17 protein-coding genes are annotated in these 24,682 nt (G+C 67.2%); 11 read left to right on the plus strand and 6 right to left on the minus strand.

The window, feature by feature from the left end; all coding sequences use genetic code 11:
* Position 1 precedes the first annotated feature (1 nt).
* The gene (gene hisN, locus JNG39_RS08540; RefSeq protein WP_368310716.1) at positions 2-793 is read right to left on the minus strand and encodes a histidinol-phosphatase; all 792 of its coding nucleotides are present in this window, start codon (positions 791-793) and stop codon (positions 2-4) included.
* Positions 794-984: 191 nt separating this feature from the next.
* Between hisN and JNG39_RS08545 the strand changes: the two genes are divergently transcribed.
* From JNG39_RS08545 to JNG39_RS08570, 6 genes are all read left to right on the plus strand, one after another.
* On the plus strand, positions 985-1,989 hold the full coding sequence (locus tag JNG39_RS08545) for an extracellular solute-binding protein (RefSeq protein ID WP_368310717.1): 1,005 nt from the start codon (positions 985-987) through the stop codon (positions 1,987-1,989).
* A 29-nt stretch (positions 1,990-2,018) separates the two neighbouring features.
* Positions 2,019-3,020, plus strand: a complete 1,002-nt coding sequence (locus JNG39_RS08550; protein ID WP_368310718.1) for an ABC transporter ATP-binding protein — start codon at positions 2,019-2,021, stop codon at positions 3,018-3,020.
* The gene (locus JNG39_RS08555) at positions 3,017-4,672 is read left to right on the plus strand and encodes an ABC transporter permease subunit (protein WP_368310719.1); all 1,656 of its coding nucleotides are present in this window, start codon (positions 3,017-3,019) and stop codon (positions 4,670-4,672) included. Before JNG39_RS08550 ends, JNG39_RS08555 begins: the two co-directional genes overlap by 4 nt.
* Positions 4,662-5,417 carry a DeoR/GlpR family DNA-binding transcription regulator gene (locus JNG39_RS08560; RefSeq protein WP_368310720.1) on the plus strand — a complete coding sequence of 252 codons (756 nt, stop codon included), beginning with the start codon at positions 4,662-4,664 and terminating at the stop codon, positions 5,415-5,417. The genes JNG39_RS08555 and JNG39_RS08560 overlap by 11 nt, the downstream gene beginning before the upstream one ends.
* 90 nt (positions 5,418-5,507) lie before the next feature.
* Positions 5,508-8,525 (plus strand): TonB-dependent receptor plug domain-containing protein, encoded by a 3,018-nt coding sequence (locus tag JNG39_RS08565; protein ID WP_368310721.1) that lies wholly within the window; start codon positions 5,508-5,510, stop codon positions 8,523-8,525.
* Entirely contained in the window at positions 8,525-10,498 is a 1,974-nt protein-coding gene (locus JNG39_RS08570; RefSeq protein WP_368310722.1) for a CocE/NonD family hydrolase, read from the plus strand. The genes JNG39_RS08565 and JNG39_RS08570 overlap by 1 nt, the downstream gene beginning before the upstream one ends.
* Before the next feature lie 85 nt (positions 10,499-10,583).
* Here JNG39_RS08570 and JNG39_RS08575 read toward each other — a convergent pair whose 3' ends face one another.
* The 4 genes from JNG39_RS08575 to JNG39_RS08590 all read right to left on the minus strand — a co-directional run bounded on the left by JNG39_RS08575 (position 10,584) and on the right by JNG39_RS08590 (position 17,991).
* Positions 10,584-11,132 carry a hypothetical protein gene (locus JNG39_RS08575; protein ID WP_368310723.1) on the minus strand — a complete coding sequence of 183 codons (549 nt, stop codon included), beginning with the start codon at positions 11,130-11,132 and terminating at the stop codon, positions 10,584-10,586.
* A 2-nt stretch (positions 11,133-11,134) separates the two neighbouring features.
* Positions 11,135-11,707 (minus strand): hypothetical protein, encoded by a 573-nt coding sequence (locus tag JNG39_RS08580; protein WP_368310724.1) that lies wholly within the window; start codon positions 11,705-11,707, stop codon positions 11,135-11,137.
* Positions 11,708-12,001: 294 nt separating this feature from the next.
* Entirely contained in the window at positions 12,002-12,556 is a 555-nt protein-coding gene (locus JNG39_RS08585) for a hypothetical protein (protein WP_368310725.1), read from the minus strand.
* Between the two features lie 2 nt (positions 12,557-12,558).
* On the minus strand, positions 12,559-17,991 hold the full coding sequence (locus JNG39_RS08590; RefSeq protein ID WP_368310726.1) for an autotransporter outer membrane beta-barrel domain-containing protein: 5,433 nt from the start codon (positions 17,989-17,991) through the stop codon (positions 12,559-12,561).
* A 336-nt stretch (positions 17,992-18,327) separates the two neighbouring features.
* Here JNG39_RS08590 and asd point away from each other — a divergent pair, with 336 nt between their 5' ends.
* Together asd and JNG39_RS08600 are read left to right on the plus strand one after the other, a co-directional pair.
* Positions 18,328-19,179 carry an archaetidylserine decarboxylase gene (gene asd, locus JNG39_RS08595; protein WP_368310727.1) on the plus strand — a complete coding sequence of 284 codons (852 nt, stop codon included), beginning with the start codon at positions 18,328-18,330 and terminating at the stop codon, positions 19,177-19,179.
* 135 nt (positions 19,180-19,314) lie between these two features.
* A complete protein-coding gene (locus tag JNG39_RS08600; RefSeq protein WP_368310728.1) occupies positions 19,315-19,761 on the plus strand; it encodes a hypothetical protein in 447 nt (148 codons plus the stop codon).
* A gap of 6 nt (positions 19,762-19,767) precedes the next feature.
* Here the strand turns inward: JNG39_RS08600 and JNG39_RS08605 are convergent, their stop codons facing one another.
* The gene (locus JNG39_RS08605) at positions 19,768-21,297 is read right to left on the minus strand and encodes a transglycosylase SLT domain-containing protein (protein WP_368310729.1); all 1,530 of its coding nucleotides are present in this window, start codon (positions 21,295-21,297) and stop codon (positions 19,768-19,770) included.
* Positions 21,298-21,436: 139 nt separating this feature from the next.
* On the opposite strand from JNG39_RS08605, the gene JNG39_RS08610 reads away from it, so the two are divergent.
* The 3 genes from JNG39_RS08610 to greB are packed head-to-tail and all read left to right on the plus strand — an operon-like array spanning position 21,437 to position 24,674.
* Positions 21,437-22,936, plus strand: a complete 1,500-nt coding sequence (locus JNG39_RS08610) for a helicase HerA-like domain-containing protein (RefSeq protein WP_368310731.1) — start codon at positions 21,437-21,439, stop codon at positions 22,934-22,936.
* Positions 22,933-24,177 carry a hypothetical protein gene (locus JNG39_RS08615; RefSeq protein WP_368310732.1) on the plus strand — a complete coding sequence of 415 codons (1,245 nt, stop codon included), beginning with the start codon at positions 22,933-22,935 and terminating at the stop codon, positions 24,175-24,177. Before JNG39_RS08610 ends, JNG39_RS08615 begins: the two co-directional genes overlap by 4 nt.
* On the plus strand, positions 24,174-24,674 hold the full coding sequence (gene greB / locus JNG39_RS08620) for a transcription elongation factor GreB (protein WP_368310733.1): 501 nt from the start codon (positions 24,174-24,176) through the stop codon (positions 24,672-24,674). Before JNG39_RS08615 ends, greB begins: the two co-directional genes overlap by 4 nt.
* Positions 24,675-24,682 lie beyond the last annotated feature (8 nt).

The following is a 24,682-nucleotide window of genomic DNA, read 5'->3' on the forward strand; positions in this document are numbered from 1 at the left end:
GTCAGTCCCGGGCGAGCGATTCGATCAAGGCCGCGTGCAGTTCCGGCGTGGCCGCGGCGACGACGCGCTTACCGCTGTTCAGTCCCACCGGGCGCCCTTCCCAGTCGGTGACGACGCCACCCGCGGCTTCCACCACCGGCGCGATGGCGAGGAAGTCGTAAGGCATGAGGTTGGACTCAATCACCGCATCGATGTGGCCCGAGGCGAGCATGCCGTAACCATAGCAGTCGCCGCCGAAGCGGCGCGCGTGCGCGGCGCGGCTGGTACGGTCGAAGCGCGCCCATTCGTCGGTGGTGAACATGTCCGGCGTGGTGGTGTAGAGCGTGGCCTCGGCGAGGGCACGGCACCGGCTCGTGCGGCAGCCTGCGCCGTTCATGGTGGTGCCCACGCCCGCATGGCCGATCCAGCGCTCGTTCAACGCGGGCATGTCGAGCACGCCGAGCACGGGCTTGCCGTTGCGAAGCAGGGCGATCAGCGTGCCCCACAGCGGCCAGCCGGAAATGAAGCTTCGCGTGCCGTCGATGGGGTCGATCGACCACACGTATTCCGCGTCGGTGTGCTCCGCGCCGTATTCCTCGCCGAGCACGCCGTGCATGGGCCATGCCGCCTCGATGCGTTCGCGCAGCATCGATTCGACGCCACGATCGACCTCGGTGACAGGGCTTTCGTCACCTTTCATCGATACGCTCATCGGCTGGCGAAATCGCGGCAGCGACAGCGCGCGGGCGCCGTCGGCGATAGCCGAGGCAAAGGCCTCGAACTCCTCCCGCCTTTCGGCGGACAACGCTCCCATCAAGGCGACACTCCCAGGCAAGAATCGTGCGCAATTAACTAGGGCACGTTTCGGATTGATGACAAAAATGAAAATTTTCCAGTGGACTCGGACGCCACAGGTTTGCAAATATACCCAAAACGCCACACACCTGGCGACACCTGCACCGCCGATTTTCGCAGTAACGACACGCCCGTACCGAGCAGCCGCCCATGCGTCCACAACGCCACATCGCCGCAAGCTTCCTGGCGCTCGCCCTGGCGTCGGGCGTGGCGCATGCCGGGTCCATCACGGTGTATTCGGCGCTGGAAAGCGATGAAATCGATACCTACCTCGCCGCGGCCCGCAGGGCCCTGCCCGATGTCGACATCCAGGTGCTACGCCTGTCCAGCGGCGATCTCGCCGCCCGGCTCGTCGCCGAATCGACCCAGCCGCGCAACGACGTGATCTGGGGCATGGCGGTCACCGACATGCTCGACCCACGCATTGCCGGCCTGCTCGCGCCGGTGCATGGCGGTGACATCGACCGCATGCCGGCCACCTTTCGCTCGCCGGATGCGCGCTGGTTCGCGCCGACCGGCTTCCTGGCCGCGCTGTGCGTGAATCGCCTGGCGCTGGCCGAAGCCGGCCTGCCGGTACCCACCACCTGGCGCGACCTGGCGTCGCCGGTCTACCGCGGGCAGATCGCCATGCCCGATCCGTCGTCGTCGGGCACCGGTTACATGGTGCTTTCCGCGCTCACCGCGAACGGCACCGACGAAAGGGCCATGAAGCGCATGGTGGACATCGCGGGCAACATCGGCCAGGTGACGCTGTCCGGCTCGGCGCCATGCAAGCTCGCGCGCATCGGCGAGTTTCCCATCGGCGTCTCGTTCGCGTTCGCGGCGATGCAGTCGATTCGCCAGGGCTACCCCATCGACATGGTGCTGCCCACCGATGGACGCATCTATGAACTCGAAGGCTCCGGCCTCATGGCGAAGTCGGCCAACCCGGCCGACGCCAGACGCTTCCTCGCATGGACCGCGTCGCCCGAGGCCGCCGCCCTGTACCGCGGCTACAAGGAAATCGTCGCCGCGCCCGGCAGCGTGCCCACGGCCGAACAGCAACGCGAAGGACTGCCCGCCGACCTCGTCTCCACGTTGCCCGTGCGCGATTTCGCCGCGGCGGCGCGCGAGCGAACGTCGCTCATCGCGCGCTTCAAGCGTCTGACGCGCTGACACGCCGGGCCCAGGGGACAAATAAGCGCATGCATCTTCGCATCGACAAGCTCGCCAAGGCGTGGAACGGACACGTGGTGCTCGACGGCGTGTCGTTCACCGCCGCGGAGAACGACTTCGTCTGCCTGCTCGGCCCCAGCGGCTGCGGCAAGACCACCCTGCTCCGCATCGTGGCCGGCCTGACGTCGGCCGACAGCGGCCAGGTCTGGCTCGACGGCCGCGACATCACCGCCCTGCCCGCGAGCGATCGACGGATGGGCCTGGTGTTCCAGTCGTATTCGCTGTTTCCCGACCGTACCGCCGCCGCGAACATCGCTTATCCCATGCACCTGCGCCGCCGGCCGGCCGCCGACATCGCGCATCGTGTCGACGAACTGCTGCGCCTGGTCGGCCTGGGTGAACTCGGCGCGCGGTATCCCGGCGAACTGTCCGGCGGTCAGCAGCAACGCGTGGCGCTGGCCCGCGCCCTCGCCGCCGAGCCGGAACTGCTGCTGCTCGACGAACCGCTGTCGGCGCTCGACCCGGCCCTTCGCACCCAGCTTCGCCTGGACATCCGCAAGGTGCAGCGGTCGCTCGGCATTCCCACCATCATGGTGACGCACGACCGCGACGAAGCCCTGTCCATGGCCGACACCATCGTGTGCATGAATCAGGGACGCATCGAACAGGTGGGGTCGCCGCGCGATCTCTACGAACGACCGCGCACGCGCTTCGTCGCCGACTTCATCGGCCGCGCCAACCTGCTGCCGACCGGCTTCGTGCGCGAGGTGCTGGCCGGTTTTCTCGAACGCCGGCCACCCGGCAACGAGGCAGCCTACGAACTCTGCCTGCGCCCCGAAGACCTCATCGTCACCGCCGATCCCCGCGGCGAGGCGGTGGTCGAGGACGTGACCTTCCTCGGCAACTGCGCACGCGCGTCGATCGCATGGCGCGGACGCCGCCTGCTTGCCGAATGGCCCGGCCACAGCACGTTGGGCCGGGGCGAAGCGGTCAACGTGGACGCCAGGCGCGGCGCATGGGTAAGCGCATGAGCGCCGTCGCCTCGACCCACGCCGTCGCGCGGCCGCGCCTGGGCGGCATCGTGCTGCTCGCCGTGCCGCTGGCCTTCCTGTGCCTGTTCTTCCTGCATCCGCTTCTTACCGTGCTCTGGCGCAGCGTCACCGACGCGCAGGGGCATATCACCTTCTCGAACTACGCGCGCCTCTTCGACGACCCCGGACTGCCGCGCGCCGCCTTGCACAGCCTCGCGATCGGCCTGTCGACCACGCTGGTGACGCTGGTTTTCGGCCTGGCACTGGCCATGGCGCTGCATCGCTCCCAGCTGCCCGGCAAGCCACTGATCCGGGCCGTGCTGCTCCTGCCGATGCTAGCGCCCTCCCTCGTGCTCGGCCTGGGGCTGGTCTGCCTGCTAGGACGTAACGGCCTGGTACATCGCCTGACGGGTTGGCCGACCGACATCTACGGCTTCTGGGGCCTGCTGATCGCGAACGCGCTGTACAGCCTGCCCCAGGTCGTGATCGTGCTGTCGGCCGCGCTCGAACGCACACCGGTACGGCATTACGACGCCGCCGCGTCGCTGGGCGCGGGCCATTGGCGCCAGTTCCTCGACGTGACGCTGCCCCAGCTCCGCTTCGCGCTGGCCGCCGCGGGTTTTCTCGTGTTCACCGAAACGCTCACCGACTTCGGCAGCGCCGTGGTGGTCGGCGGCAACTACCGTGTGCTCGCGATGGAGATCTACAGCGAGGTGGTGGGCCAGCTCGACTTTTCCATGGGCGCCACGCTCGGCGTGCTGCTGCTTCTGCCAGCGCTGCTTTCGGCGTGGCTGGGCCGGCTGGCGAAGCGTCGGCAGGACGGCGGTGAGGCCGTGGCGGGGCGCACCTTCTCACCGGCGCGGCACCCGATGCGCGATGTCGTGCTCGGCATCGTCGCCGTGGTCACGCTGCTGCCGATGTTCGCCACGGTCGCCACCGTGGCCTACGTGAGCCTCGTTCGCCTGTGGCCTTACGACCGCTCGCTCACGTTCGCCCATTACCTGGGCATGCACGACGGCTTCGGCCCGGTGGCCACGTCGCTGGGCGTGTCGCTGCTCGCCGCCGGCGTGGGCGTGGCGTTGATCTTCGCGCTGGCCGCCGGGTTGCGTTCCGCGCCGCCGCGCGTGGTACGTGCCGTGCAATTCCTCGCCACGCTGCCCGCCGCCGTGCCCGGCATGGTGCTCGGCCTGGGCTACGTGCTCGCTTTCAACCACGGGCCCTTGTCGGCCTGGCTGTACGGCAGCGCGGCCATCATCGCCGCCTGCTGTTTCTACCACTACCACGCCCAGGCCTTCCTCACGATGCAGGCCGGCATGCGCCGGGTGCCCGGTGCCCTGGAAGACGTGGTGTCCAGTCTTGGCGGCCGCACACGGCATGTGCTTCGCGATGCGATCCTGCCTTTCGCCGCACCGGCCACGATCGCCGGCTTCTTCTACCTGTTCATGCGCTCGATGGTGACCCTGTCCGGCGTGATCTTCCTCGTGACGCCCAGCCTCGGCCTCGCTTCGGTGAGCGTGATGCGGCTGGACGAGAACGGCTTCCTGGCGCAGGCCGCCGCCTACGCGATGTGCGTGGTGCTGGCCGCCGCGCTCGCCCTGGGCGCCATGCGCCTCGCCCTGCATCTGTTGAAGGACCGCCGCCATGTGGCATGAAGAACGGCATACCCGCATCCGCGACCTCCTGCGCAGCGACGGCAAGGTGTCCGTCGAGCGCATCGTGGCGGAGCTGGGCGTCTCCCGCGAAACCATCCGCCGCGACCTGCTCGAGCTGGCCGACCGCGGCGAGATCCGTCGCGTGCACGGCGGCGCGGTGCTCAGCGGCGACGAGCCGCCGATCGACGTGCGCCACGCCACCCGCGTGCGCGAGAAGCGCGCCATCGCGAAGAAGGTGTCGTCGCTGGTCGAGAGCGGCCAGACCATCTTCATGGACGCCGGCAGCACCATGACCGTCGTGGCCGAGGCATTGGCGGCGCGCAGCGGCCTCACCATCGTCACCAATTCGGTCGACGTGGCCGCGCGCTTCGCCGCACGCGACGACAACGAGGTGCGCCTGCTGGGCGGCCGCTTCGACGCGCGCATCGGCCGCACCCACGGTTCGGCCACCATCGCCGAGATCACCCGCTACCAGGCGCACCTGGCGATCCTCTCGCCCGTGGGCGTCGAGGCCGGCGTGGGGGCGAGCAGTTTCGAGCTGGAGGAAGCCGAAATCGCCCGCGCGATGTGTGCGAACGCGCGCAGCGTGGTGATCGCCGCCGACCATTCGAAGATCGGCGTGCGCAGCCGCATCGCGTGGTGCGCGCCCGAACGCATCGACGTGCTGGTCACCAATCCGCGATCCAAGAAAGCCCGATCCATCGCCGCCATCGCCAAGGCGATCGGCGCCATCGAATACGCCTGAAAAAACACACCGCGCCAGGAAGGCCGAAACCGCATCTCATTTCGATCGATCCAATCCTAAAAACCTTCGAAAGCCTTCCCGGAGCTTCCCATGCATTCCCGCCCTTCCCTACGACGGACCCTGTTGTGCGCCGCGGTCGCCGCGTCGCTTTCCGGCCTCGCCCACGGCCAGGCCACCACCGGCCGCATCAGCGGCCAGGCACCGGTGGCCGCCGGCGAAACCGTGCTCATCGAAGGCAGCAACGGCCTCACCCGTGAAGTGGGTGTCGACAGCCGCGGCCGTTACACGGCCGAGGCGCTGCCCCTGGCGACCTACAAGGTGTCGCTGAAGTCCGGCGGCAACGTCGTCGATTCGCGCGACAACGTCACCCTGCGCGTCGGCGCGACCACCGACGTGTCCTTCGACGCCGCCACCGCCGGCGCCGGCAACGCGCAGACGCTCGACGGCGTCACCGTGTCGGCCGCGGCGCTGCCCAAGATCGACGTCGCCTCCGTGGCCTCAAGCACCGTGATCACCTCGGCCGACCTGGCCCGCCTGCCGCTGGAGCGCTCCGCCGAAGGCATCGCGCTGCTCGCGCCGGGCGCCACCCGCGGCATTTCGAGCTTCAAGGGCGCGTTCGGCAATTCGCTGGTCTCGTTCGCCGGTTCGTCGGTCAGCGAGAACGCGTACTACGTCAACGGCTTCAACACCACCGATCCGCTCAGCGGCTTCGGCGGCGTCACGCTGCCCTACGGCGCCATCGACCAGCAGGAAATCCTCAGCGGCGGCTACTCGGCGATGTACGGCCGCTCCGACGGCGGCGTGATCAGCCAGGTGGGCAAGCGCGGCACCAACGAATGGCACTTCGGCGCCCAGGTGCTGTGGGAACCCGAATTCGCCCGTGCCGACGCCCGCGACGTGCGCTACGTGCACGGCAAGAATGCCGGCAACATCTGGCAGCGCAACGAGGACAACCGCGAATGGACCAGCACCGTCAGCGGTTACGCCGGCGGCCCGCTGGTGAAGGACACGCTGTATGCCTTCGTCGCCGTCGAGGCCGCGCGCTCCGAGGGCAACAACGTCGGCGACGCCAACCACGCGTACAACACCAAGTACACGTACAAGGACCCGAAGTGGTACGCCAAGGTCGACTGGAACATCAACGACAGCAACATCCTCGAGCTGACCGGCATCAACCAGACCCACCGTACCGAAGGCACCAAGTACAACTACGACTACGACACGCTGAGCACCGGTAGCTTCAGCAACGTCGACCAGACCGACAAGACCCACGCGCAGGTCTACATCGGCAAGTTCACCAGCTATATCACCGACGACCTGACCCTGACGGCCCTGTACGGCAAGTCGAAGCTCACCTACTACAACGAGCCCGCGCAGACCGGCGTGGTCGGTCCGTTCATCGGCGGCCTCGACCAGCAGAACCCGGCCATCACCGGCGGCACGCCGATCACCAACCACCAGACGCTCGATACGGTGGACAACCCGGATCACCAGTCCACCGTGCGCAACCTGCGCATCGACCTGAACTACAAGATCGGTTCGCACTCCATCACGGCCGGTATCGACAACCAGGACAACAAGGACTACGAGGACGGCACCACCATCGGCGGCGTCGGCTACGAGCTGTGGTATGGCCACCAGGATCCCCAGCTCAACGTGCTCGACAGCCCCCTCGTCGACAAGCCGGCGAACTATCCCGGCGGCGAAACCGGCTACATCGGCTGGTTCCGCCACTACAACACGCTCGCCACGGTGCGCGTGCAGCAGCGCGCGCAGTACATCATGGACGACTGGCAGGTGAACGACCGCCTGCTGCTCTCCCTGGGCCTGCGCAACGATCAGTTCACCAACTTCAATCCCTCCGGCCAGCCCTACCTGCGCCTGGGCAAGCCGCAGTGGGCCCCGCGCCTGGGCTTCAGCCTCGACGTGAGAGGCGATTCCACGCTGAAGGTCTACGGCAACCTGGGCCGCTACTACCTCGCCATGCCGGCCTCGGTGGCCCTGCGCACGTCGGCCGGCTCGCTGGCCGTCAACCAGTACTTCACCTATACCGGCATCGACGCCAACGGCCAGCCGACCGGCATCACCTACATCAAGTCGGCCACCGGCGGCGGCGTGTCGCCGAACAACGAATACGGCCAGGCGCCCGATCCCAAGACCGTCACCTCCAAGAACATCAAGTCGGAGTACCAGGATGAAGCCATCCTCGGCTTCGACCACCAGTTCGACCCGTCGTGGGTCTGGGGTGCCAAAGCCACGGTACGCAAGCTGCGCAACGCGTTGGACGACGTCTGCGACAACGGCACCATCAAGCGCGTTGCCCAGGCCGACGGCTACAATCTCGACGACCTCACGGTGACCGGCTGCTACCTGTCCAACCCGGGTCGCGCCAACGTCTATTCGCTGAAGAACGCCAACGGCGGCTACACCGACGTCACCGTCACCAACGACGACTTCGGCTTCAGCCACCTCAAGCGCAACTACTACGGCCTGGACATCTACCTCTCGCACCCGTTCGACGGCAAGTGGTCGGGCAAGGTCGACTACCTGTACTCGCGCAGCTACGGCAACACCGAGGGCCAGGTGCGTTCGGACACCAACCAGGGTTCCGTGGCCGCGTCGCGCGACTGGGACTATGCCTCGCTCATGGATTACGCCAACGGCTACCAGCCCAACGACCGCAAGCACCAGTTGAAGCTCTACGGCTCATACCAGATCGCGCCGGAGTGGATGGTGTCGGGCAACATCACGGTGCAGTCCGGCCGTCCGAAGGAGTGCCTGGGCCGCTACATCTCCAACGGCATGGAAACCGATCCGGCGGGTTACGGCTCGTACTACCATTTCTGCAACAACATGCCGTCGCGTCCGGGCGACGCCGGCCGCCAGCCGTGGCAGGAACTGGTCGACGTGAGCATCGAATACCGTCCGCTGTGGGCCGAACGCAAGCTCGCCTTCAGCGCGTCGATCTTCAACCTGCTCAACCAGCAGCGTCCGGACATCACCGACCCGGTGTCGGGCAGCAACAACGTCGTGGCCGACGGTTTCGAACGCGTCGGCGCCTACACCACGCCGCGTTACGCCCGCTTCGGCATCACCTACGACTTCTGATGAAAACCACGATGCGCACCTTGCTGCGAATCGGTGCCATCGCGCTCGCCGCCGGGGTCCTCGCGACCCCGGCGGTCGGCGACGAACGCACCTACCCGAACCTCCCGACGGAAATCCCGTCGCATTTCACGCCCACCAACCCCGGTTTCGACTACGAACGCCGCACCGTCGACATCCCCATGCGCGACGGCGTGAAGCTGCATACCGTCATCGTCGTGCCCAAGGGCGCGAAGCACGCGGGCATCCTGCTCACGCGCACGCCCTACGGCGCCGACGGCATGGGCCACCGCACCGACAGCCCGCACCTGGATACGATGCTGCGCGGCTACGACAACCCCGCCGACATCGTCGCGCAGGACGGCTACATCCGCGTCATCCAGGACATCCGCGGCAAGAATGGTTCCGAAGGCGACTTCGTGATGAACCGGCCGCCGATCGGCCACGGCAATCCCACGGACATCGACGAGTCGTCCGACATCTACGACACGATCGACTGGCTGGTGAAGAACGTGCCGGAATCGAACGGCAAGGTCGGCATCATCGGCATCTCCTACGACGGCTTCGAGGCGATGATCGCCACGATCCGCCCGCATCCCGCGCTCAAGGTAGCCGTGCCGATCAACCCCATGATCGACGGCTGGATGGGCGACGACTGGTTCCATCGCGGCGCCTTCCGCCAGCAGATGATCCCCTACATCTACGGCATGGTGAACTCGCGCCAAAGCAACATCGGCTGGACCACCGGCTACCGCGACGATTACGACCTCTACCTCAAAGGCGGTTCGGCCGGCGACATCGGTCGCGCGTACGGCATGGAGGCCCTCGGCTTCTGGCAAAAGGTACTCGCCCACCCCGCCTACGACAGCTTCTGGTCCGAGCAGGCGCTGGACAGGATCGCGGCGAAAGAGCCCATGACCGTGCCGACCATGCTCGTGCACAGCCTGTGGGACCAAGAAGACAACTACGGCGACATGGCCGTGTATCGTGCCCTCGCGCCGCGCGATCCGAACCACGAAAAGCTATGGCTGGTGCTGGGCCCCTGGCGCCACGCGAAAACCTGGGAGAACGCCAGCCGCATCGGCGCCATCGAACTGGGCAGCGACACGGGCAAGACGTTTCGCCAGACGATGCTCCGTCCGTTCCTCGCGCAGTATCTGAAGGACGGCGCGCCCAAGGCGGACATCGCCCCGGTCAACGCCTTCGTTACCGGCGAGAACACTTGGCGCAAGCTGGACACCTGGCCGTCGTCGTGTCGCGCGGGCTGCGCGCCGACGATGCAACGCTGGTACGTGCAGGCGGACGGCGGCTTCGGTACCGGCGAGCCCGTGAGCGGCAGCGACGATTACGTATCCGATCCGGCCAAGCCGGTGCCGTATCGCGTGCGTCCCATCCAGTCGTGGTCGCATGGCGTGGCCGATCGGGAAGACAGCTGGCCCGAGTGGCTGGTGGACGACCAACGTCAGTTCGCCACGCGCACCGACGTGCTCACGTACGAGTCTCCCGTGCTCGATCGTCCCCTGGGCGTGTCCGGCGAACCGCTCGTGCACCTGCTGGCATCCACCAGCGGCACCGACAGCGACTGGGTGGTGAAGCTCATCGACGTGTATCCCGATGAGGTGGAAGAAAAGCCATCGATGGGCGGATATGAGTTGCCGGTGGCGATGGAGATCTTCCGCGGGCGATACCGCCAGGGCTACGACAAGCCGATGGCCCTCACACCGGGCAAGCCGCTGGACTATCGTTTTCCCTTACCCACCGTAAACCACGTGTTTCAGCCGGGCCACCGCGTGATGGTGCAGATCCAGTCCAGTTGGTTCCCGCTGTACGACCGCAATCCGCAGACCTTCGTGCCGAACATCTTCAACGCGAAGCCCGGCGATTATCGCAAGGCGACGCAGCGAATCGTGCGCGACGGACGCCATGGCACGTGGATCGAGCTACCCGTCACGCAAGGATCGTCGAGCGAGCGTTAGTCAGCCCCCTGACATGAGGCGTACGGTCGCCGGCCAGTAAGCCAGGGTGCCATCCAGGCACCCTGGCTTGCCTCCGAGCGGCCGCTTACTTCAGTTCGATGTCGTCGAAACGGAAGGTGAGGTCTTCACCCACCGCGAAGAACTGGATGAACGACAGTTGCATGGACGATGGGCAGTGAGCGGTCACCTCGCCTCGATCGGGAAGCCACACGTCCACCGTATCGAAAGCTTCGGCGGACTGGCACGCAAGCGTCATGCGCTGCTTCTTCGGGCGATTGACCTCCACCTTGAAGTGGATACCGCTCGCCGGGCCTTTCGGTGTCAGCCAGAAACCGCCGTCATGCCACTGGGAGACGGGCTGGTATTCGGTGCGGACCACGAGATGATGGCCGTTCATGGACGACGCGGGTCCGCTCTCAATGGCCAGCATGGGGCGCTGGCCCTCGGGGTTGCCGTTGTAATAGCTGTCGATCGCCATGCTTGGCAGGTCGAGGGAAAGGGTCGGCGGCTGCGACGGGAGATTCTCGAAATTCTCGACGAGGCCGGCACCTGCGACACCCGATGGGACGCCCGCGGCGAGCGCAACGGCAGGCGTGCTGAAAGCGATGGCGGCGATGATCAGCAGGTTCTTCATGTTCACTCCTTGACGGGGGTACGGCTCAGGACCACGTTGTCGATGCGCACTTTGCCTTCACCGTCGGCATGCCTTGCGTAGACCTCGAAACTGTTCACCGTTTTACCGTCCGGGGCGACGAACTCGAAGTGGCCCGACGCGGCGTCCAGCGCGATCCAGCCGGTCGGCTGGCCACTGACGTGCGCGATGACGCTCGCATCGGTGCCTGGCGTCTTCGCGTAATCGAACGCGATCCGGGTGGCGTTCCTCACCGTGGAGTGAAACGACATCTGCCGCAGATCGTCGCCGGCGGCGACAAAGGCGGCGTGCCGCCCCGCGATCGGGCAATCCGCCGGATCGTTCGTCTCTTCGATCGTAAAGGTCTGGCCGACGGTGGACGGGATGATGATCTGGCCCGGCACGTACAGCGATTCGTAGGTGCCGGTCGCGACACCGTCGAACGTCGCGGCACCGGCAGATGGTGGCTCACAGGCGATGGCGGCCTGGGCTGCCACGGCACTCGCCAAGGCGAAAAGCGATCTCTTCATGAAGACTCCTTGATGGTTACTCGCATCGCCCGCTTGGCGATGCGACATCGAAGGTGCCGTCGGCGGCTGGACGCGGGCAAGCCATCGTCGTGACCGAAGCCGGTCGAATGACGATCTCCATGTTTCATCTCGGGACCCGACCCATCGCCACAGCTTGCCGCGGAGGCCATTTCATCGATCGCCTGTCGACAAACATTCCACACCGAATGTGTCGTTTTCGCTGAGACCGCATCGGCCACGCACCGACCCGCGCTTACGACACTTCTCAACGCAGCGACGTGGATGGGGTGCCACACGTCGAGGCGCGACGCTTGCGTCCAACGAAACGATCAGGCATCGCGCTTACTGTCCCGCCAAAGCCCGGTCCAGCCACAACACGATGTTGTCGATGCGCAGCACGCCGCCTTCGTAGGTGGTTTGCAGGGTGATTTCCCGCACCGTCTCTCCCTCCGGTGCGCGGCAGCGAAAGCTGCCCATGTTCACCGCCCTGCCCGTCCATGAGGCTTCGACGTGTCCGTTGCTGAAGGTGCAGCCGATGTGCGCCGCCTTGTCGCCGGGAACTTCTACCCAGTAATCGAACGAGACGACGCCGCTACGCAAGGGCGGAGCGAGCACGATCGACGCGCGATTGGACGATTTGCCCACGCCAGGTCGCAGCGCGAGATAGTTTCCGGCCATCGGGTCCATGTTGGCCGACGCGCGTTCGACGTAAAGGAAGGGACCACGGGCCGACGCGATCACCTTGAAATGCCCGGCGGGGTCGATGACGGTGGCCTTCTGCTGACCCTGGGAGAGCGTATCGAACCCGATCACCAAGGGTATCGCCGTCCCTGGCTGCTGCGCGGCGACGGGCGCCGCCAGCAGGGATGCGAAGGCGAACGCGAATGTCCGCGACATCGTCAGAAATCCCAACGCAGGCCTACGTTCGCCGACCAGCCGCGCGCGCCGGGATCGCCGAGACGGGTCTGCCAATCCGCTTCGCCGTAGATCGCCAGGCGGTTGCGCGTGGTATACGTGCCGCCCAAGCCCAGTTCGACGGCCCGTCCGAACGTGCCTCCGGCGAAGTCCTGCGAGAACGCATACCCCTCCGCACCCACCGCCACGCCACTTCCACCGCCCCAGCCTTGCAGGTAGTTCAGGCGGGCATACGGCGTGATCGTCGACTCGCTTTTCGTGAGCCAGCTGCGATCCAGGCGCAAGCCCGCCCGGCCGATGGTCTGGTCGAAGGCGTCGTAGTGGGTGGTGACCCGATCCAGGTCCACCTGGTCGGTCAGGCCGATGTGCTGGCGAATCACTTGCAACTGAGGCTCCAGGCGCCAGCCATCCAGGCGCAGCGGGTACCCTGTTTCCAGCGACGCGGTCCAGCCGGATCCGCGCACGCGTGCGACATCTTTCGCCCGGGCCGTATCGACATCGCCCGTATGACGGTCGCCCTGCACGATGGCATCGACGTAGAAGCCGTTGGCATGCTGCCAGGTCAGCATCATGGCGATGGCGTTCGTGTCGAGCTTCGCGTGGCTGTATCCGTCGGCGGCCTTGGGGTCGATGCGCGTGGTGCCATGGGTATAGGCCAGCCCTGCGCGCAACGTGTTGCGATCGTCGCCGGTATCGAGGATGTTCATGCCCACCTGCACGGCGCGGGTGTCCACGTCGAAGTCGTATCCGTAGTCGCGGAACGAGCGATCGGTGGCGTAGCTGTAGTCGCCCGCGATGTAGCGCACGAACGGTTCACCGCCCAGGCCGGGCGATCCCTCTTCCATGTCGCGGATCTCGCCGAGGCGGCGATGCAGGTTGTCGATGGTGCGGTAGTTCGCCAGCGCCAGCGCGGAGGGCGACACGATGTAGGCAGGCACCTGCGGCACCACGGCGGCGCGCGCGTTCACCGCCGCCAGCGGACCGCTGGGGGGCGGGGGCGCCACGTACGCTTGTCCCGGGGGTGGCGTGGCCGCGGGCGTGTCGGTGGTGGGCGGTGGACAGGGTCCGTCGCAAACCAGCACGTTGGCCAGCCGGTAATCCCAGAAACCGTTGCCGCCACCCGGCACGACGCGCTGGCCCGCGTCGCTGGAGCCGGGCTGGAAGGCGTAGAGGCCGTATTGCCAGGGTCCGAAGGCCACGTAACCGCCATCCACGCGGAACGCGCCGCCCGAGGACGCACCCGCCACCTGCACGACGGAGATGCCTTCCACGGCATCGACATAGCCGTTGCGGTTGGTGTCGGTGAGACCTCCCGCACTGGCCGCGGCAGCGGTGATGTCGAGCGCGGTCTCGCCCGTCGCGTTGCCTTGCACCAGCAGGCGATCGGTCATCTGCGCGCCGAGCGGGCCGCCTTCGTCGAGCGCCGTCACGAGCTTCAAGCGTCCCGGGCCGCCCTCGTAATCGCCATCCACGGTCAGCACGTTGCCGGGCGAACCCGCGCCGTTGGTGAGGTCGATCGTGCCCGCGTTGGTGACCTTCGCCGCGCCCGTCGTGGTGGCCGAGATGACCGGATGCACGCCATTGCCGGCGAACAGCGTCGACGACGCGTCGATGTTCACCTCGCTGCCGGCGAGCGTCAGGTCGTCCGTCAGCGTGAACCCCGCGCCGTTCGCGAGATTGAAGCGGTTCCAGCCGACCACGCGGATGCCCTTGGCGAAATCGTCGTTCGCGAAACTGCCGCCGCGCGCCTGCGTGCCGTCAAGGGTCAGCGTGTTGTCGCCGCCGTTGCCCGCGAGCAGGTGGTACGTGCTCGACGTATCGACCTTTCCCACCGTCGCCGTGTTGGTCGTACCGTCGCCCATGGTAAGCCCGCCGTCGAACGTGCCGCCGGTCCACGAGAACGTATCGTTGCCGCCGCCCGTGGCGACCTCACCGCGCACGTCGCCGCCGGACAGCGTCACGGCATCGTTGCCCGCGCTACCGCGCACGGCCTGCGTGGCGGGACCGGATGCGAGCACGGAACCGGTGTTGGTGAACGTGGTGCCTCCACCGTTGGACAGATCGACCACGGGCGACACGGTGCTGGCGGACCTGAGCACGCCGGCATTCGTGACCGACGTCGCGGTTCCCGCGATCAGTGCCGAGCCGCCGGCAGCATGGAGAATGTCCACCGATGCCGTGGTGGTCACCGTCCCGGTCGTCAGGGCCTGGATGCCCGACGCACCCGCGCCGTTACCGTGCACGACGAAACCCGGGCCGATGTCGAGGTCGCCGGCGGCCGGGCTGCCGTCCGCTTTCCGGAACGCGTAGCCCACGCCCGCGCCATCCACCTCGAACGTCGCCGTGGATGCCGGATCGATCGCCGTCGCCGTGCGCAGGCCCGCACCGTCGCCCACGCGCAACGTCGCTCCCGTCAACGTGATGGCACCGGTCTCGGCCGCGTTCTCGATAGCGTTGCCCGTGCCCAGCGTGGTGATCGTGGTGCCGTTGGCCACGAGCGACGCAGCGCCGGTATCCAGCAATACGCCGTGCGCCGTGCCGCGCGTGACGATCGCCGAATCGCCGCTGCCGAGCATGAGGCCCGCGCCGCCCACCAGTTGCACGCCGGCCACGCCGTCGTCCACCGTAATCGTACCCGCCGGGTTGAGGCGCTGCGTTCCCGCGCCCTCCACCCGCACGCCCGTGCCGCTTCCCACATGGATCGAGGCGTTGTTGGCGAACGTGCCTCCCGAGCGCAACAGGGCACCGGTGGCGCCCGGGCCGCTGAGATCGACGGCCGCGTTGTTGGTGGCCGCCGCGTTGCTCTCGACGAGGAAGGCCGTGGCGTTCGCGCCGGTCAGGCCGACGGTGCCCGCATTGAGCAGCGAGGCGCCATGGCGGGCAATGAAACCGGTCACGCCCGTCGCCGACGAGTTCAATGTGGCCAAGCTGGTCAGCGAGGTGGATCGCGCGATCGACCCCGTGTCGGCGCCCGTCAGCGCGTGCTTCTGACCATCGACGATGCCCGCCACGGCACCCTGCCCGGTCAGGCGCATCGTGGTGGCCGCGTCGATCGTGCCCATCGCGCCGCCCTCGACGATCACGCCCTGCGCGCCGGCACCCGATACGGCGATGCCGGCGTCGCGCGTGTTGACGACCGAGCCCGCGCCGCTGCCGAGCACGCCGACGGCCTGCGCCCCGGATACGCTCATGGTCAGGCCCGTGCCGTCGAAGTCGGCGCCGGAGTCCACACGAAACAAGGTGGACTGTGGCGTCGAGACATCGAGCGCGGAACCGCCGAGCACGTTGATGTGCGCGTCGTTGCCGAATGCGTAGAAGCCGATCTGCTTCGTGCCGCCGGTGAATCGCGGCGCCGCGCCGGCGGCCACGTTCACGGTAGCGCGTCCGCGCGCGTGGATGCCGATGGCACCGTCGCCGAGCAGGTTCACGCTGCCCTGCACCTCGGCCTGCGCCGTGGCGGCGCCCTGCCCTTCGGCCCACACGCCGAAGTTGCGCGTGCCGCTGGCCGGGTCCGCGCCGCCCGCCACGTTGATCGTGCCGGTATTGCGCACGAGCGAGGCGACGCCCGCCGTGGAAAGCGCCTTGATGCCCACGCCGTTGACGCCACCGAGGTTGATCGTGCCGCTGTTGACCACGTTGCCCAAGGCACCGCCGTTCTGCACCAGGATGCCGTCGTTTTCGCGCGGCACCGTGGCGGCGCGTCCGTTGATGTCGATGGTGCCGGCGTTGTCCACGTCGGCACCGGGCGATGCCACGAACAGGGCCGCGGCGTTCTGCACCAGGCTGCCGATGGTGATGTTGCCCAGGTTGCGTACCGTGCCTCCGCCCGCCACGTTGACGCCGGTGGTGAGCGTGCCCTGGTTGATGCCGATATCGGGCGTGTTCTGGCCGACCGTGTCCTGCGGGCCTCGCCCGATGTAGATCGCTCCCCCCACGGCGTTGGTGAAGCGGGCGGATGGATCGGCGAGGTAGATGCCATCCATCGAGCCGTTCGAGCGCGATCCGGTCACGCCCACGTTCACGCTGCCGGCGTTGGTGGCCACGGCGTTCGCACCCAACCGGATGCCCGTCGACTTGCCCGCGCCGTTGGCCGCACCGGTGGCGAGGTTCAGCACGCCGTTGTTGGTGAAGTCGCTGCCGTCCTGCACGTCGACCACGTTGGAACCGAAGGTACCGGACGGGATCTCGATCACGGTGGAACTGCCGAAGAAGTTGCCGTTGATCACGCCGTTGTTGGTGCCGTGGCTGGCCGATGCGAGTACCAGCGCCGAACCGTCACCCGAACTGTGCTGCGCCGCGAGCGTCCCTTCGATGGTCGCGGTGGCGCCCTGCTCCGCACGCACCGCGCCATGGTTGGCGTTGACCACCTCCAGCAGCGCGCCGCTCGCGACGGTGCCGGAGGCGTTCGCGCCCACCAGGTGCATCGCGATGCGGTCGCCGATCGGTTGCGCCACTTCGTCCGGCGGGCTATCGGCGGTGATGCCGTAGGTCACGGTTTCCGTGCTCGACGAGTAGGCCTGCGCGAAGAGCGCGGGGTATCGCGCCGGATCGAGGTTGCCCGTTCGCAACTGCGAAATCAGGAAATCGTTGTAGGAGCGCAGCGACGCCGAATCGGTCACGTTGAATCCGTGTGCCACGCCGTCGGCCGTGGTAACGCTCAGGGCACCGCCGTAATGCGCCACCGAGGTCACGTTGAACGACTTGGGCTGGGTGGGATCGCCCACTTCGCCGACAAAGGTAATGCGGTTCTGCGAACGCCAGTCGAGCACGCTGGCGGCACCGCCCGTGCCGTCGGCGTAGAACAGCGAGGTCTGCTTGGCGGCCATCGTCCAGCCGTTGGTACTTGCCGTGGAACCCGCGCCAGCCGTGCCGATGTCGATGTTCAACGTGCCGCCGCCGGCGGTCACCGTACCCACGCGCGCATCGATGTACTGCTGCCCGTTGACGTTGACGATGTCGGGTAGCACGGTGTCGTCGGAGAAGGCCGCGAGGTCGACGAGGTTGGCCGAGTTGTAGGTGGATACGACGCGGTTGCCGCCGGTGATCGGATCGGGCACCGCCACGCCGAAATTCATCTGGCCGGGATTGAGGCGCGCGGCACTCAACCATTCGGCGCCGGTGAGGATCAATCCTCGCGATTTGAGCGAGCCCACCGTGGTATCGCGCGACCCGCTGTCGCCGGCCGCGAATTGCTGCGGGCCGGTCAACGTCACCGCGCCGCCCGCGGCGACGACCTGTTGGCCGACCTCGGCATCGTTGATGAGGGGATCGTAGGACTGCAGGGTGACCTGCTGCGCTTTTGCGGTAGGCAAGGCCGCCAGGGCCGTGAGGATGGCCAGGCACAGAACACGACAGGAGAACCGCACATCGCGTCCCTCCTCTTGCGGAAGGGCGGACAAGGCAAGCGACTGCTTCATGAGTGATGACCCCGAGTAGCGCCATCCTCCCTGACGGCATGACGCTCTGCGACGGCGAACCCCTGCTTTCGCGCCGCCCGGCGAACTCGGGCCCTGCCTTGTCCGGAGGCGGGCCACTTCGTGACGCTTACTATCGGCTGGTGCGTGAAGAAAACGTACAAGCAAACGTCGGTCTACGATCTTCTTCGGCGGCGTCAGTTCGCGCTCGAGCGTCACCACGGTGGCGCGCTTTCCGCGAGCAGGTCATCCATTTCGGCAACGTGTCCGTAACCCGGCGATTCGCCTGCGGAAGCCCGACCGTCGGACATCGCATGACCTTGCCCTATACTCCGGCCAATGAAAGCCAACGTCCTGCTGCAATACGTCCTCCCGCATCGCTTCCTCTCGCGGATCGTCTACCAGGCCACCCGCTGGGAGTGGGCGCCCTGGAAGAACTTCCTGATCCGGGAGATCGTGCAGCGCTATGACGTGGACATGAGCCAGGCCGCCCAGCCGGACCCGCTGGCCTATCAGCACTTCAATGCGTTCTTCACGCGCAAGCTGAAGGCGGGCGCGCGCTCGCCGGCCGACACCAACCCGAACACGCTCCTATGTCCCGCGGACGGTCGCATCAGCCAGTCGGGGCGTATCCGCGACGGTCGCATCTTCCAGGCCAAGGGCCAGGAGTTCACGGCGGCCGAGTTGCTGGGCGACGAGGCCGCGGCCGCGCCGTTCCGCAACGGCAGTTTCGTCACCATCTATCTGTCTCCGCGCGACTATCACCGCGTGCACATGCCGCTGGACGGCGAGCTGGAAGGCACCACGCACGTGCCGGGCCGCATCTTCAGCGTGGCGCCGTTCGCGGTGGAAGCCATTCCGCGCCTGTTCGCCCGCAACGAGCGCCTGGTGTGCCGTTTCCGCGGAGAACATGGTCCGTTCGTCTCGGTGATGGTCGGCGCCATCCTCGTGTCCAGCGTGGCCACGGTATGGGACGGCCTGGCCATCCCGCCCTATGCGTCCGACATCCGCCGCGTCGATTGCCGCGACCGACACGTGACGCTCGAACGCTTCGCCGAGATGGCCCGCTTCAACATGGGCTCCACCGTGATCCTGCTGCTGCCCGAGGGCTACGTGCTCGACGACCTGGCGCCCCAGCAACAGGTGCTGGTCGGTCAACGACTTGGGCGCTGGAGTGACGCAACTACGTGACGATTATCGTCACAATGTGACGCGAGCGACTTACATTCGCCACGAACCGGGGGTATGCTGCGCCCCTTCGCTACCTCTTTCGGGGGAGGGGGCGAGAGCCGTACCGAGAAGCATCCGTACTAGGGGAAATGGTCCATGCGTCTGGTCACCCATCTGATCGCGCTCAACCGCGAGATCCGCCTCCGTCGTCAGCTGGCCGACATCGAGCGCGTCGTGCTCGATCTCCCCGTGCGTGCGCATGCCGATCTGCAGCAGCTGGTTCGCCGTGAAATGGAACAGGCCGCCGCGTGCGATTTCCCCCACCTCTACGGCACCCCGCCGGAAGAGCGTTACAGCACCTACGGCCACGGCCCGGATATCGGCCTGGCCAAGGCGCGCTCCGAAAACCCGCTCATCGCCACGCGTGGCGTGGCCCTTTGGATCGCCTCGGTCTACCACGAGACGCTGGATTCCCGCCGTCCCGGCATGGAAGAGCTCCATCGGCAGATCCTTCGCCTGATGCGGCAGATCAAGGAGCTTTCGGCATCCGAGCGCCGCGAAGCCCATGCCGACTGGGTGGGGTCCAGCCGCGCGGCGATCTGATCCGCATCATCGACAGACGGGCACCCTGAGCGACTGCCCCACCTTGAGCTGGTGCCCCTTGAGGCCATTCATCTTCGCGATGTCTTCCACATCGGCGCAGCTGCTCTTGCGCGCGATGCTCACCAGCGTGTCGCCGCGCCGCACCGTATAGCTCTTCGAGCCGGAACCTGAAGGCTTCGCGCCACCGGCGGCGGACGATCCGTTGGCGAGCGCGGCCGACGTGGCGGCCGGCGGCGGGGGCGCGATGATCTTCACCGCATTGTGGAGGTCACTGGCGAGGATGGGCCAGGGGCCATCGGCACAGGCCGAGGCATAGGCTTTTTCGAGCTGCCTGGGCACCTCCAGGCGCGTGCCCACGGGCTGGCTCATCTGCGGGTCGAGCCGCGGGTTGAGGTTGCGCAGCGTGCGGAACCAGCCCTCGGGCATCCCTTCGGCCGAGCCCAGACACACCGTGAGTTCGGAGATGGAGGCGGGACGCTTGAGCACGATCTGGCCGGGTTCACCGTCGATCTTCGGCCATTTCAGGTGATAGCTGTCAGGATGCAGGAACAGCCACGCCGCCGCGAGCACCATCGGCACGTAGTCGCGCGTCTCGGCGGACATCTGCCCGTAGATCTGCGGATCGTAGAAGCCCGCGCCCGGGCTGGAGGCGGCGATACGGCGCATGCGGCCCTCGCCGCCGTTGTAGGCGGCCAGGGTGAGTTCGAGGTTGTTGTTGAACGCGGCGAGCTGTTCGTCGATGTACTCGGCGTTGGCTTGCGCGGCCATGGTCGGATCGAAGCGCTCGTCGAATCCGTCGACGCTGGACAGGCCGAAACGCAGGCCCGTGGCGTACATGAACTGCAAGGGTCCCGATGCCCCCGAGCGCGACACGGCATGCACCTTGCCGCCGGACTCCTTGGCCATGATGCCGAACAGGAGGGCCTCGGGAAGATCGGCCTTCTGATAGGCCGGCCACATCTTGTAGCGCATCATCTGGTAGTTGACGTAGGCGTCCATGAGGTTCGGGCGAAGCTGGGTCAGCCACATCTCCAGCGCCGCCTTCACGGGACCGTTCATCACCATCATGTCGGCGAATTTCTGTCCCTTCAGCAGGGTGACGCTACGCTGCGCCTGCGGCAGCGTCCCGACCGCCACCGAACCCGCCGCATCGCCGGGCTGTGCGCCGACCTCGGCGCCCTGCTCGGTGTCGTCGGCGTCCTCGCCCTCGATGAAGCTGCCGTCCTTCAGGCGCAGCAGGCGATCGAACACGGCCGCGAAGCGCTGCGGATCGCAGCCGGGCGTAAGGCCGCAGCGGGCCGAGGCATCCTTGAGCTGGTCGAGCGACCGCTTGCGGGTCTGCGCGGCCTGCGGGGTGTCGCCACGACGGGCCTGTTTGATCGAATCCTCGTAGCCCTTGCTCGCCTGGTTCATCCGGTCGTACAAGGCATTGACCTGCGGGGTGACCGGCCCGGACTTCGTGCCACCACCGGAGGCGCAGCCGGCCAGGATCGCCAGGGGCAGGAAAACGACGGAACGGGGAACGCGAAAGGGCATGCTCGTGGCTCGGCCAGGTCGGACAATGCCCGCCACGTTAATCCGCACCCCCTTGCAACTCAAGCGGTTCTTAGCCGATTTTCTCCGCATACGCATATCGTTGCGTACACTTGTTCAGGACTTTCTTAAGGAGCCAGCCATGCCGGGCATATTGATTGGACGCGACGACGAGGCCGCCGTCGAACTGGATTCGCGGTACGGCAACCGTCACGGCATGATCGCCGGCGCCACCGGCACGGGCAAATCGGTCTCGCTGATGCTGCTGGCCGAGGGCTTCTCGCGCCTGGGCGTGCCCTGCTTCCTCGCCGACGCCAAGGGTGACCTCGCCGGGCTGTCGCAGGCGGCGGGCGCACCCTCGGAAAAACTGAAGGCCCGCCTGGACAAGCTCGGACTGGGCAGCTGGAAGCCGCAGGCCAACCCCGTGGTGTTCTGGGACATCTACGGCAAGCTCGGCCACCCCGTGCGCGCCACGGTCTCGGAGATGGGCCCCACCCTGCTCTCGCGCATCCTCGAACTCAACGACACGCAGGAAGGCGTGCTCGAGGTGGTATTTCGCGTGGCCGACGACGAAGGCCTGCTGCTGCTCGACCTCGGCGACCTGCGGGCCATGCTCGGCTTCGCCGCCGAGCATGCCAAGGACATCTCATCGCGCTACGGTCTGATCAGTTCACAGAGCGTGGCGGCCATCCAGCGCTCGCTGCTCAAGCTCGAACAGGACGGCGCCGATGCCTTCTTCGGCGAACCCGCGCTGGAGCTGGCCGACCTGATGCGACAGGACATGAGCGGCCGCGGCGTGATCAACGTGCTGGCCGCCGACACCCTCATCCTCAAGCCGCGGCTGTATTCCACCTTCCTGCTCTGGCTGCTGTCGGAGCTGTTCGAGCAACTGCCCGAGGTGGGCGACCTCGACGTGCCCAAGCTGGTGTTCTTCTTCGACGAGGCGCACCTGCTCTTCGACGACGCCCCGCCCGCGCTGCGCCAGCGCGTGGAACAGGTGGTGCGACTGATCCGCAGCAAGGGCGTAGGCGTGTACTTCTGCTCGCAGAACCCCGATGACGTGCCTGGCGAGATCCTCGGACAGCTGGGCAACCGCGTGCAGCACGCGTTGCGGGCATTCACGCCCCGCGACCAGAAGGCCGTCAAGGCGGCGGCCGAAACCTTTGCGCGCAATCCGCGCCTGGACGTGGCCGAGATCATCGGCACGCTGGGCACGGGCGAAGCGCTGGCCTCGACGCTGGGCGACGGCGGCGTGCCCTCGCCCGTGCGCAAGGTGCTGGTGGCCACGCCCGAGTGCCGCATCGGCACCATCACCGCCGAGGAACGCGCCACGGTACGCTCGCGCTCGCCGGTGGGCGGCAAGTACGACACGATGATCAACCGCGAATCGGCCGAGGAACGCCTGGCCGCGCGCGCCAGCGAGAAGATCGATGCCGACGCACCGCCGGTGAAACGCGAAGGCAAGGCCGTCGAAAGCGGCTGGGCCGATGGCCTGCGCGATGCCGTGCTCGGCACGTCGCGTCGGCAGGGCATGCTGGAAGCTGCCGCCAAGTCGATGATCCGTGCCGCCGGCACCCGCGCCGGGCAGCAGATCGTGCGCGGCATCCTCGGCGGCATCTTCGGCGGAAAACGCCGATCGTGAGGCTCGCGCTCGCCGATGCCGCCACGCCGTTCGGCGAACGTATCCGCACGGGTTTTCGCTATCCGCTGCGCGGATCGGCTCCGGTGACGATCGTGGCCGTCACGCTGTTCGAGGCGATCGCGTTCTTTCCCAACGCGCGCCTGATCATCACGGGCATCGGCTGGGTGGCGATCTACGCCTATGCCTTCGGCTGCCTGCGCCGTACGGCCGACGGTTACGCCGATCCGCCGGAACTGGCGCTGGAATCGGGCGACCGCGCGGGCATGGCACTGGTGCTGATCCAGCTCACCGGCAATGCCCTGGCGGTGCTGGCGACGATCTTCTTCGGGATTCCCGGCTTCCTCGTCGCCGTGGCGTTCGCTTTCGTGCTGCCGGCGATCACCATGTCGCTCACCTTCGACGGCGTGCTGACGGCGCTCAATCCGCTCACGTGGTTCGCGGTGATCGCGCGACTGGGCGGCCAGTACATGGCACTGTTCGCCGTGGTGGTGGTCACCAGCCTCCTGCAGAGCGGCGCGCAATACGCCATGAGCGAGCACGGTCCCCACTTCCTGGGGATGCTCGCCTACTTCGCCGTGGCCAACTACCTCACCGTCTACAATTTCCACCTGATGGGCGCACTGATCCACCACCGGCACGACGACCTCGGCCACCGTCCGGAATCCGAGGCGCTGGCCCGTGCGCTGCAACCCGACGATGACGACGCCTTGCTCAGGCACGTGAACCGCATCGCCGAAGACGACGTCGAGGCCGCCACCGGCATCCTCACCGAGCGACTGCGCGAGGGCCTCGCCCCCGCGCCGCTGCACCAGCGTTATCGCGAATTGCTGCGCGCGCAGGCACGCACGCCCGAATTGGGAGTGCATGCGCAGATATGGATCTCGGCGCTGGTCGTCGGCGGCGAAACGCGACGCGCGCTGGGCGTGGTGCGCGATGCCCTGGATAGCGATCCCGTCTTTCTTCCGGATGCGCCGGCGACGTGCGGCACGCTGGCCGACACCGCCGCACACGGCGGCATGACACGTCTGGCGCTGCACCTGGCCTTGGGCTACCTGCATACCTGGCCCGGCGATGCCGGCGCACCGAATTACGGCCTGCTCGCCGTTCGCATGTACGACCGTCTGGGTGAGGCCTCCCAGGCAGCCCTGCTCGCCCGCGCGCTGCTGCGCGACTATCCGGAGCATCCCGTGGCATCCGATCTGGAAGCACGACTCGATACGCTCGGCGGGAGGACCTCGTGAGTCGCTGGCGTCCTCCCTCCCCCTCGTCCACCGCGATCATCACGCGTGACGGTTTCGAACGGCTCAAGGCCGAACTCGACCACCTATGGCACACGGTCCGTCCCGAGGTGGTCAAGGCCCTAGCGGCCGCGGCGGCCGAAGGCGATCGCTCGGAGAATGCCGAGTACATCTACCGAAAGAAGCAGCTCGGCGAGATCGATCGCCGGGCACGCTACCTCAGCAAGCGCATTCCGTCGCTCAAGGTGGTGGAGGCGGCACCCTCGCAGCGCGATGCGGTGTTCTTCGGCGCCACGATGGAACTCGAGAACGTGGATACCGGGGAGACGGTGCGCTATCGCATCGTGGGGCCCGACGAGACCGATGCACGGCAGGGATGGATCAGTGTCGATTCCCCCCTGGCCCGGGCGGTGCTGAAGAAACGCGTGGACGATGAGTTCGAGGCGGAACTGCCGGGCGGACGGGTACGGTTCGCGGTGCTTTCCGTGGATTACGCCTGATCGCGTCA

Origin of the sequence: Luteibacter sp. CQ10, from assembly GCF_040900725.1 — a bacterium.
GTDB lineage: Bacteria > Pseudomonadota > Gammaproteobacteria > Xanthomonadales > Rhodanobacteraceae > Luteibacter.

Bases quoted from the DNA above. Each gene is read 5' to 3' on its own strand.
- hisN (WP_368310716.1), bottom strand. From the start codon at position 793: ATGGGAGCGTTGTCCGCCGAAAGGCGGGAGGAGTTCGAGGCCTTTGCC.
- JNG39_RS08545 (WP_368310717.1), top strand. From the start codon at position 985: ATGCGTCCACAACGCCACATCGCCGCAAGCTTCCTGGCGCTCGCCCTG.
- JNG39_RS08550 (WP_368310718.1), top strand. From the start codon at position 2,019: ATGCATCTTCGCATCGACAAGCTCGCCAAGGCGTGGAACGGACACGTG.
- JNG39_RS08555 (WP_368310719.1), top strand. From the start codon at position 3,017: ATGAGCGCCGTCGCCTCGACCCACGCCGTCGCGCGGCCGCGCCTGGGC.
- JNG39_RS08560 (WP_368310720.1), top strand. From the start codon at position 4,662: ATGTGGCATGAAGAACGGCATACCCGCATCCGCGACCTCCTGCGCAGC.
- JNG39_RS08565 (WP_368310721.1), top strand. From the start codon at position 5,508: ATGCATTCCCGCCCTTCCCTACGACGGACCCTGTTGTGCGCCGCGGTC.
- JNG39_RS08570 (WP_368310722.1), top strand. From the start codon at position 8,525: ATGAAAACCACGATGCGCACCTTGCTGCGAATCGGTGCCATCGCGCTC.
- JNG39_RS08575 (WP_368310723.1), bottom strand. From the start codon at position 11,132: ATGAAGAACCTGCTGATCATCGCCGCCATCGCTTTCAGCACGCCTGCC.
- JNG39_RS08580 (WP_368310724.1), bottom strand. From the start codon at position 11,707: ATGTCGCATCGCCAAGCGGGCGATGCGAGTAACCATCAAGGAGTCTTC.
- JNG39_RS08585 (WP_368310725.1), bottom strand. From the start codon at position 12,556: ATGTCGCGGACATTCGCGTTCGCCTTCGCATCCCTGCTGGCGGCGCCC.
- JNG39_RS08590 (WP_368310726.1), bottom strand. From the start codon at position 17,991: ATGAAGCAGTCGCTTGCCTTGTCCGCCCTTCCGCAAGAGGAGGGACGC.
- asd (WP_368310727.1), top strand. From the start codon at position 18,328: ATGAAAGCCAACGTCCTGCTGCAATACGTCCTCCCGCATCGCTTCCTC.
- JNG39_RS08600 (WP_368310728.1), top strand. From the start codon at position 19,315: ATGCGTCTGGTCACCCATCTGATCGCGCTCAACCGCGAGATCCGCCTC.
- JNG39_RS08605 (WP_368310729.1), bottom strand. From the start codon at position 21,297: ATGCCCTTTCGCGTTCCCCGTTCCGTCGTTTTCCTGCCCCTGGCGATC.
- JNG39_RS08610 (WP_368310731.1), top strand. From the start codon at position 21,437: ATGCCGGGCATATTGATTGGACGCGACGACGAGGCCGCCGTCGAACTG.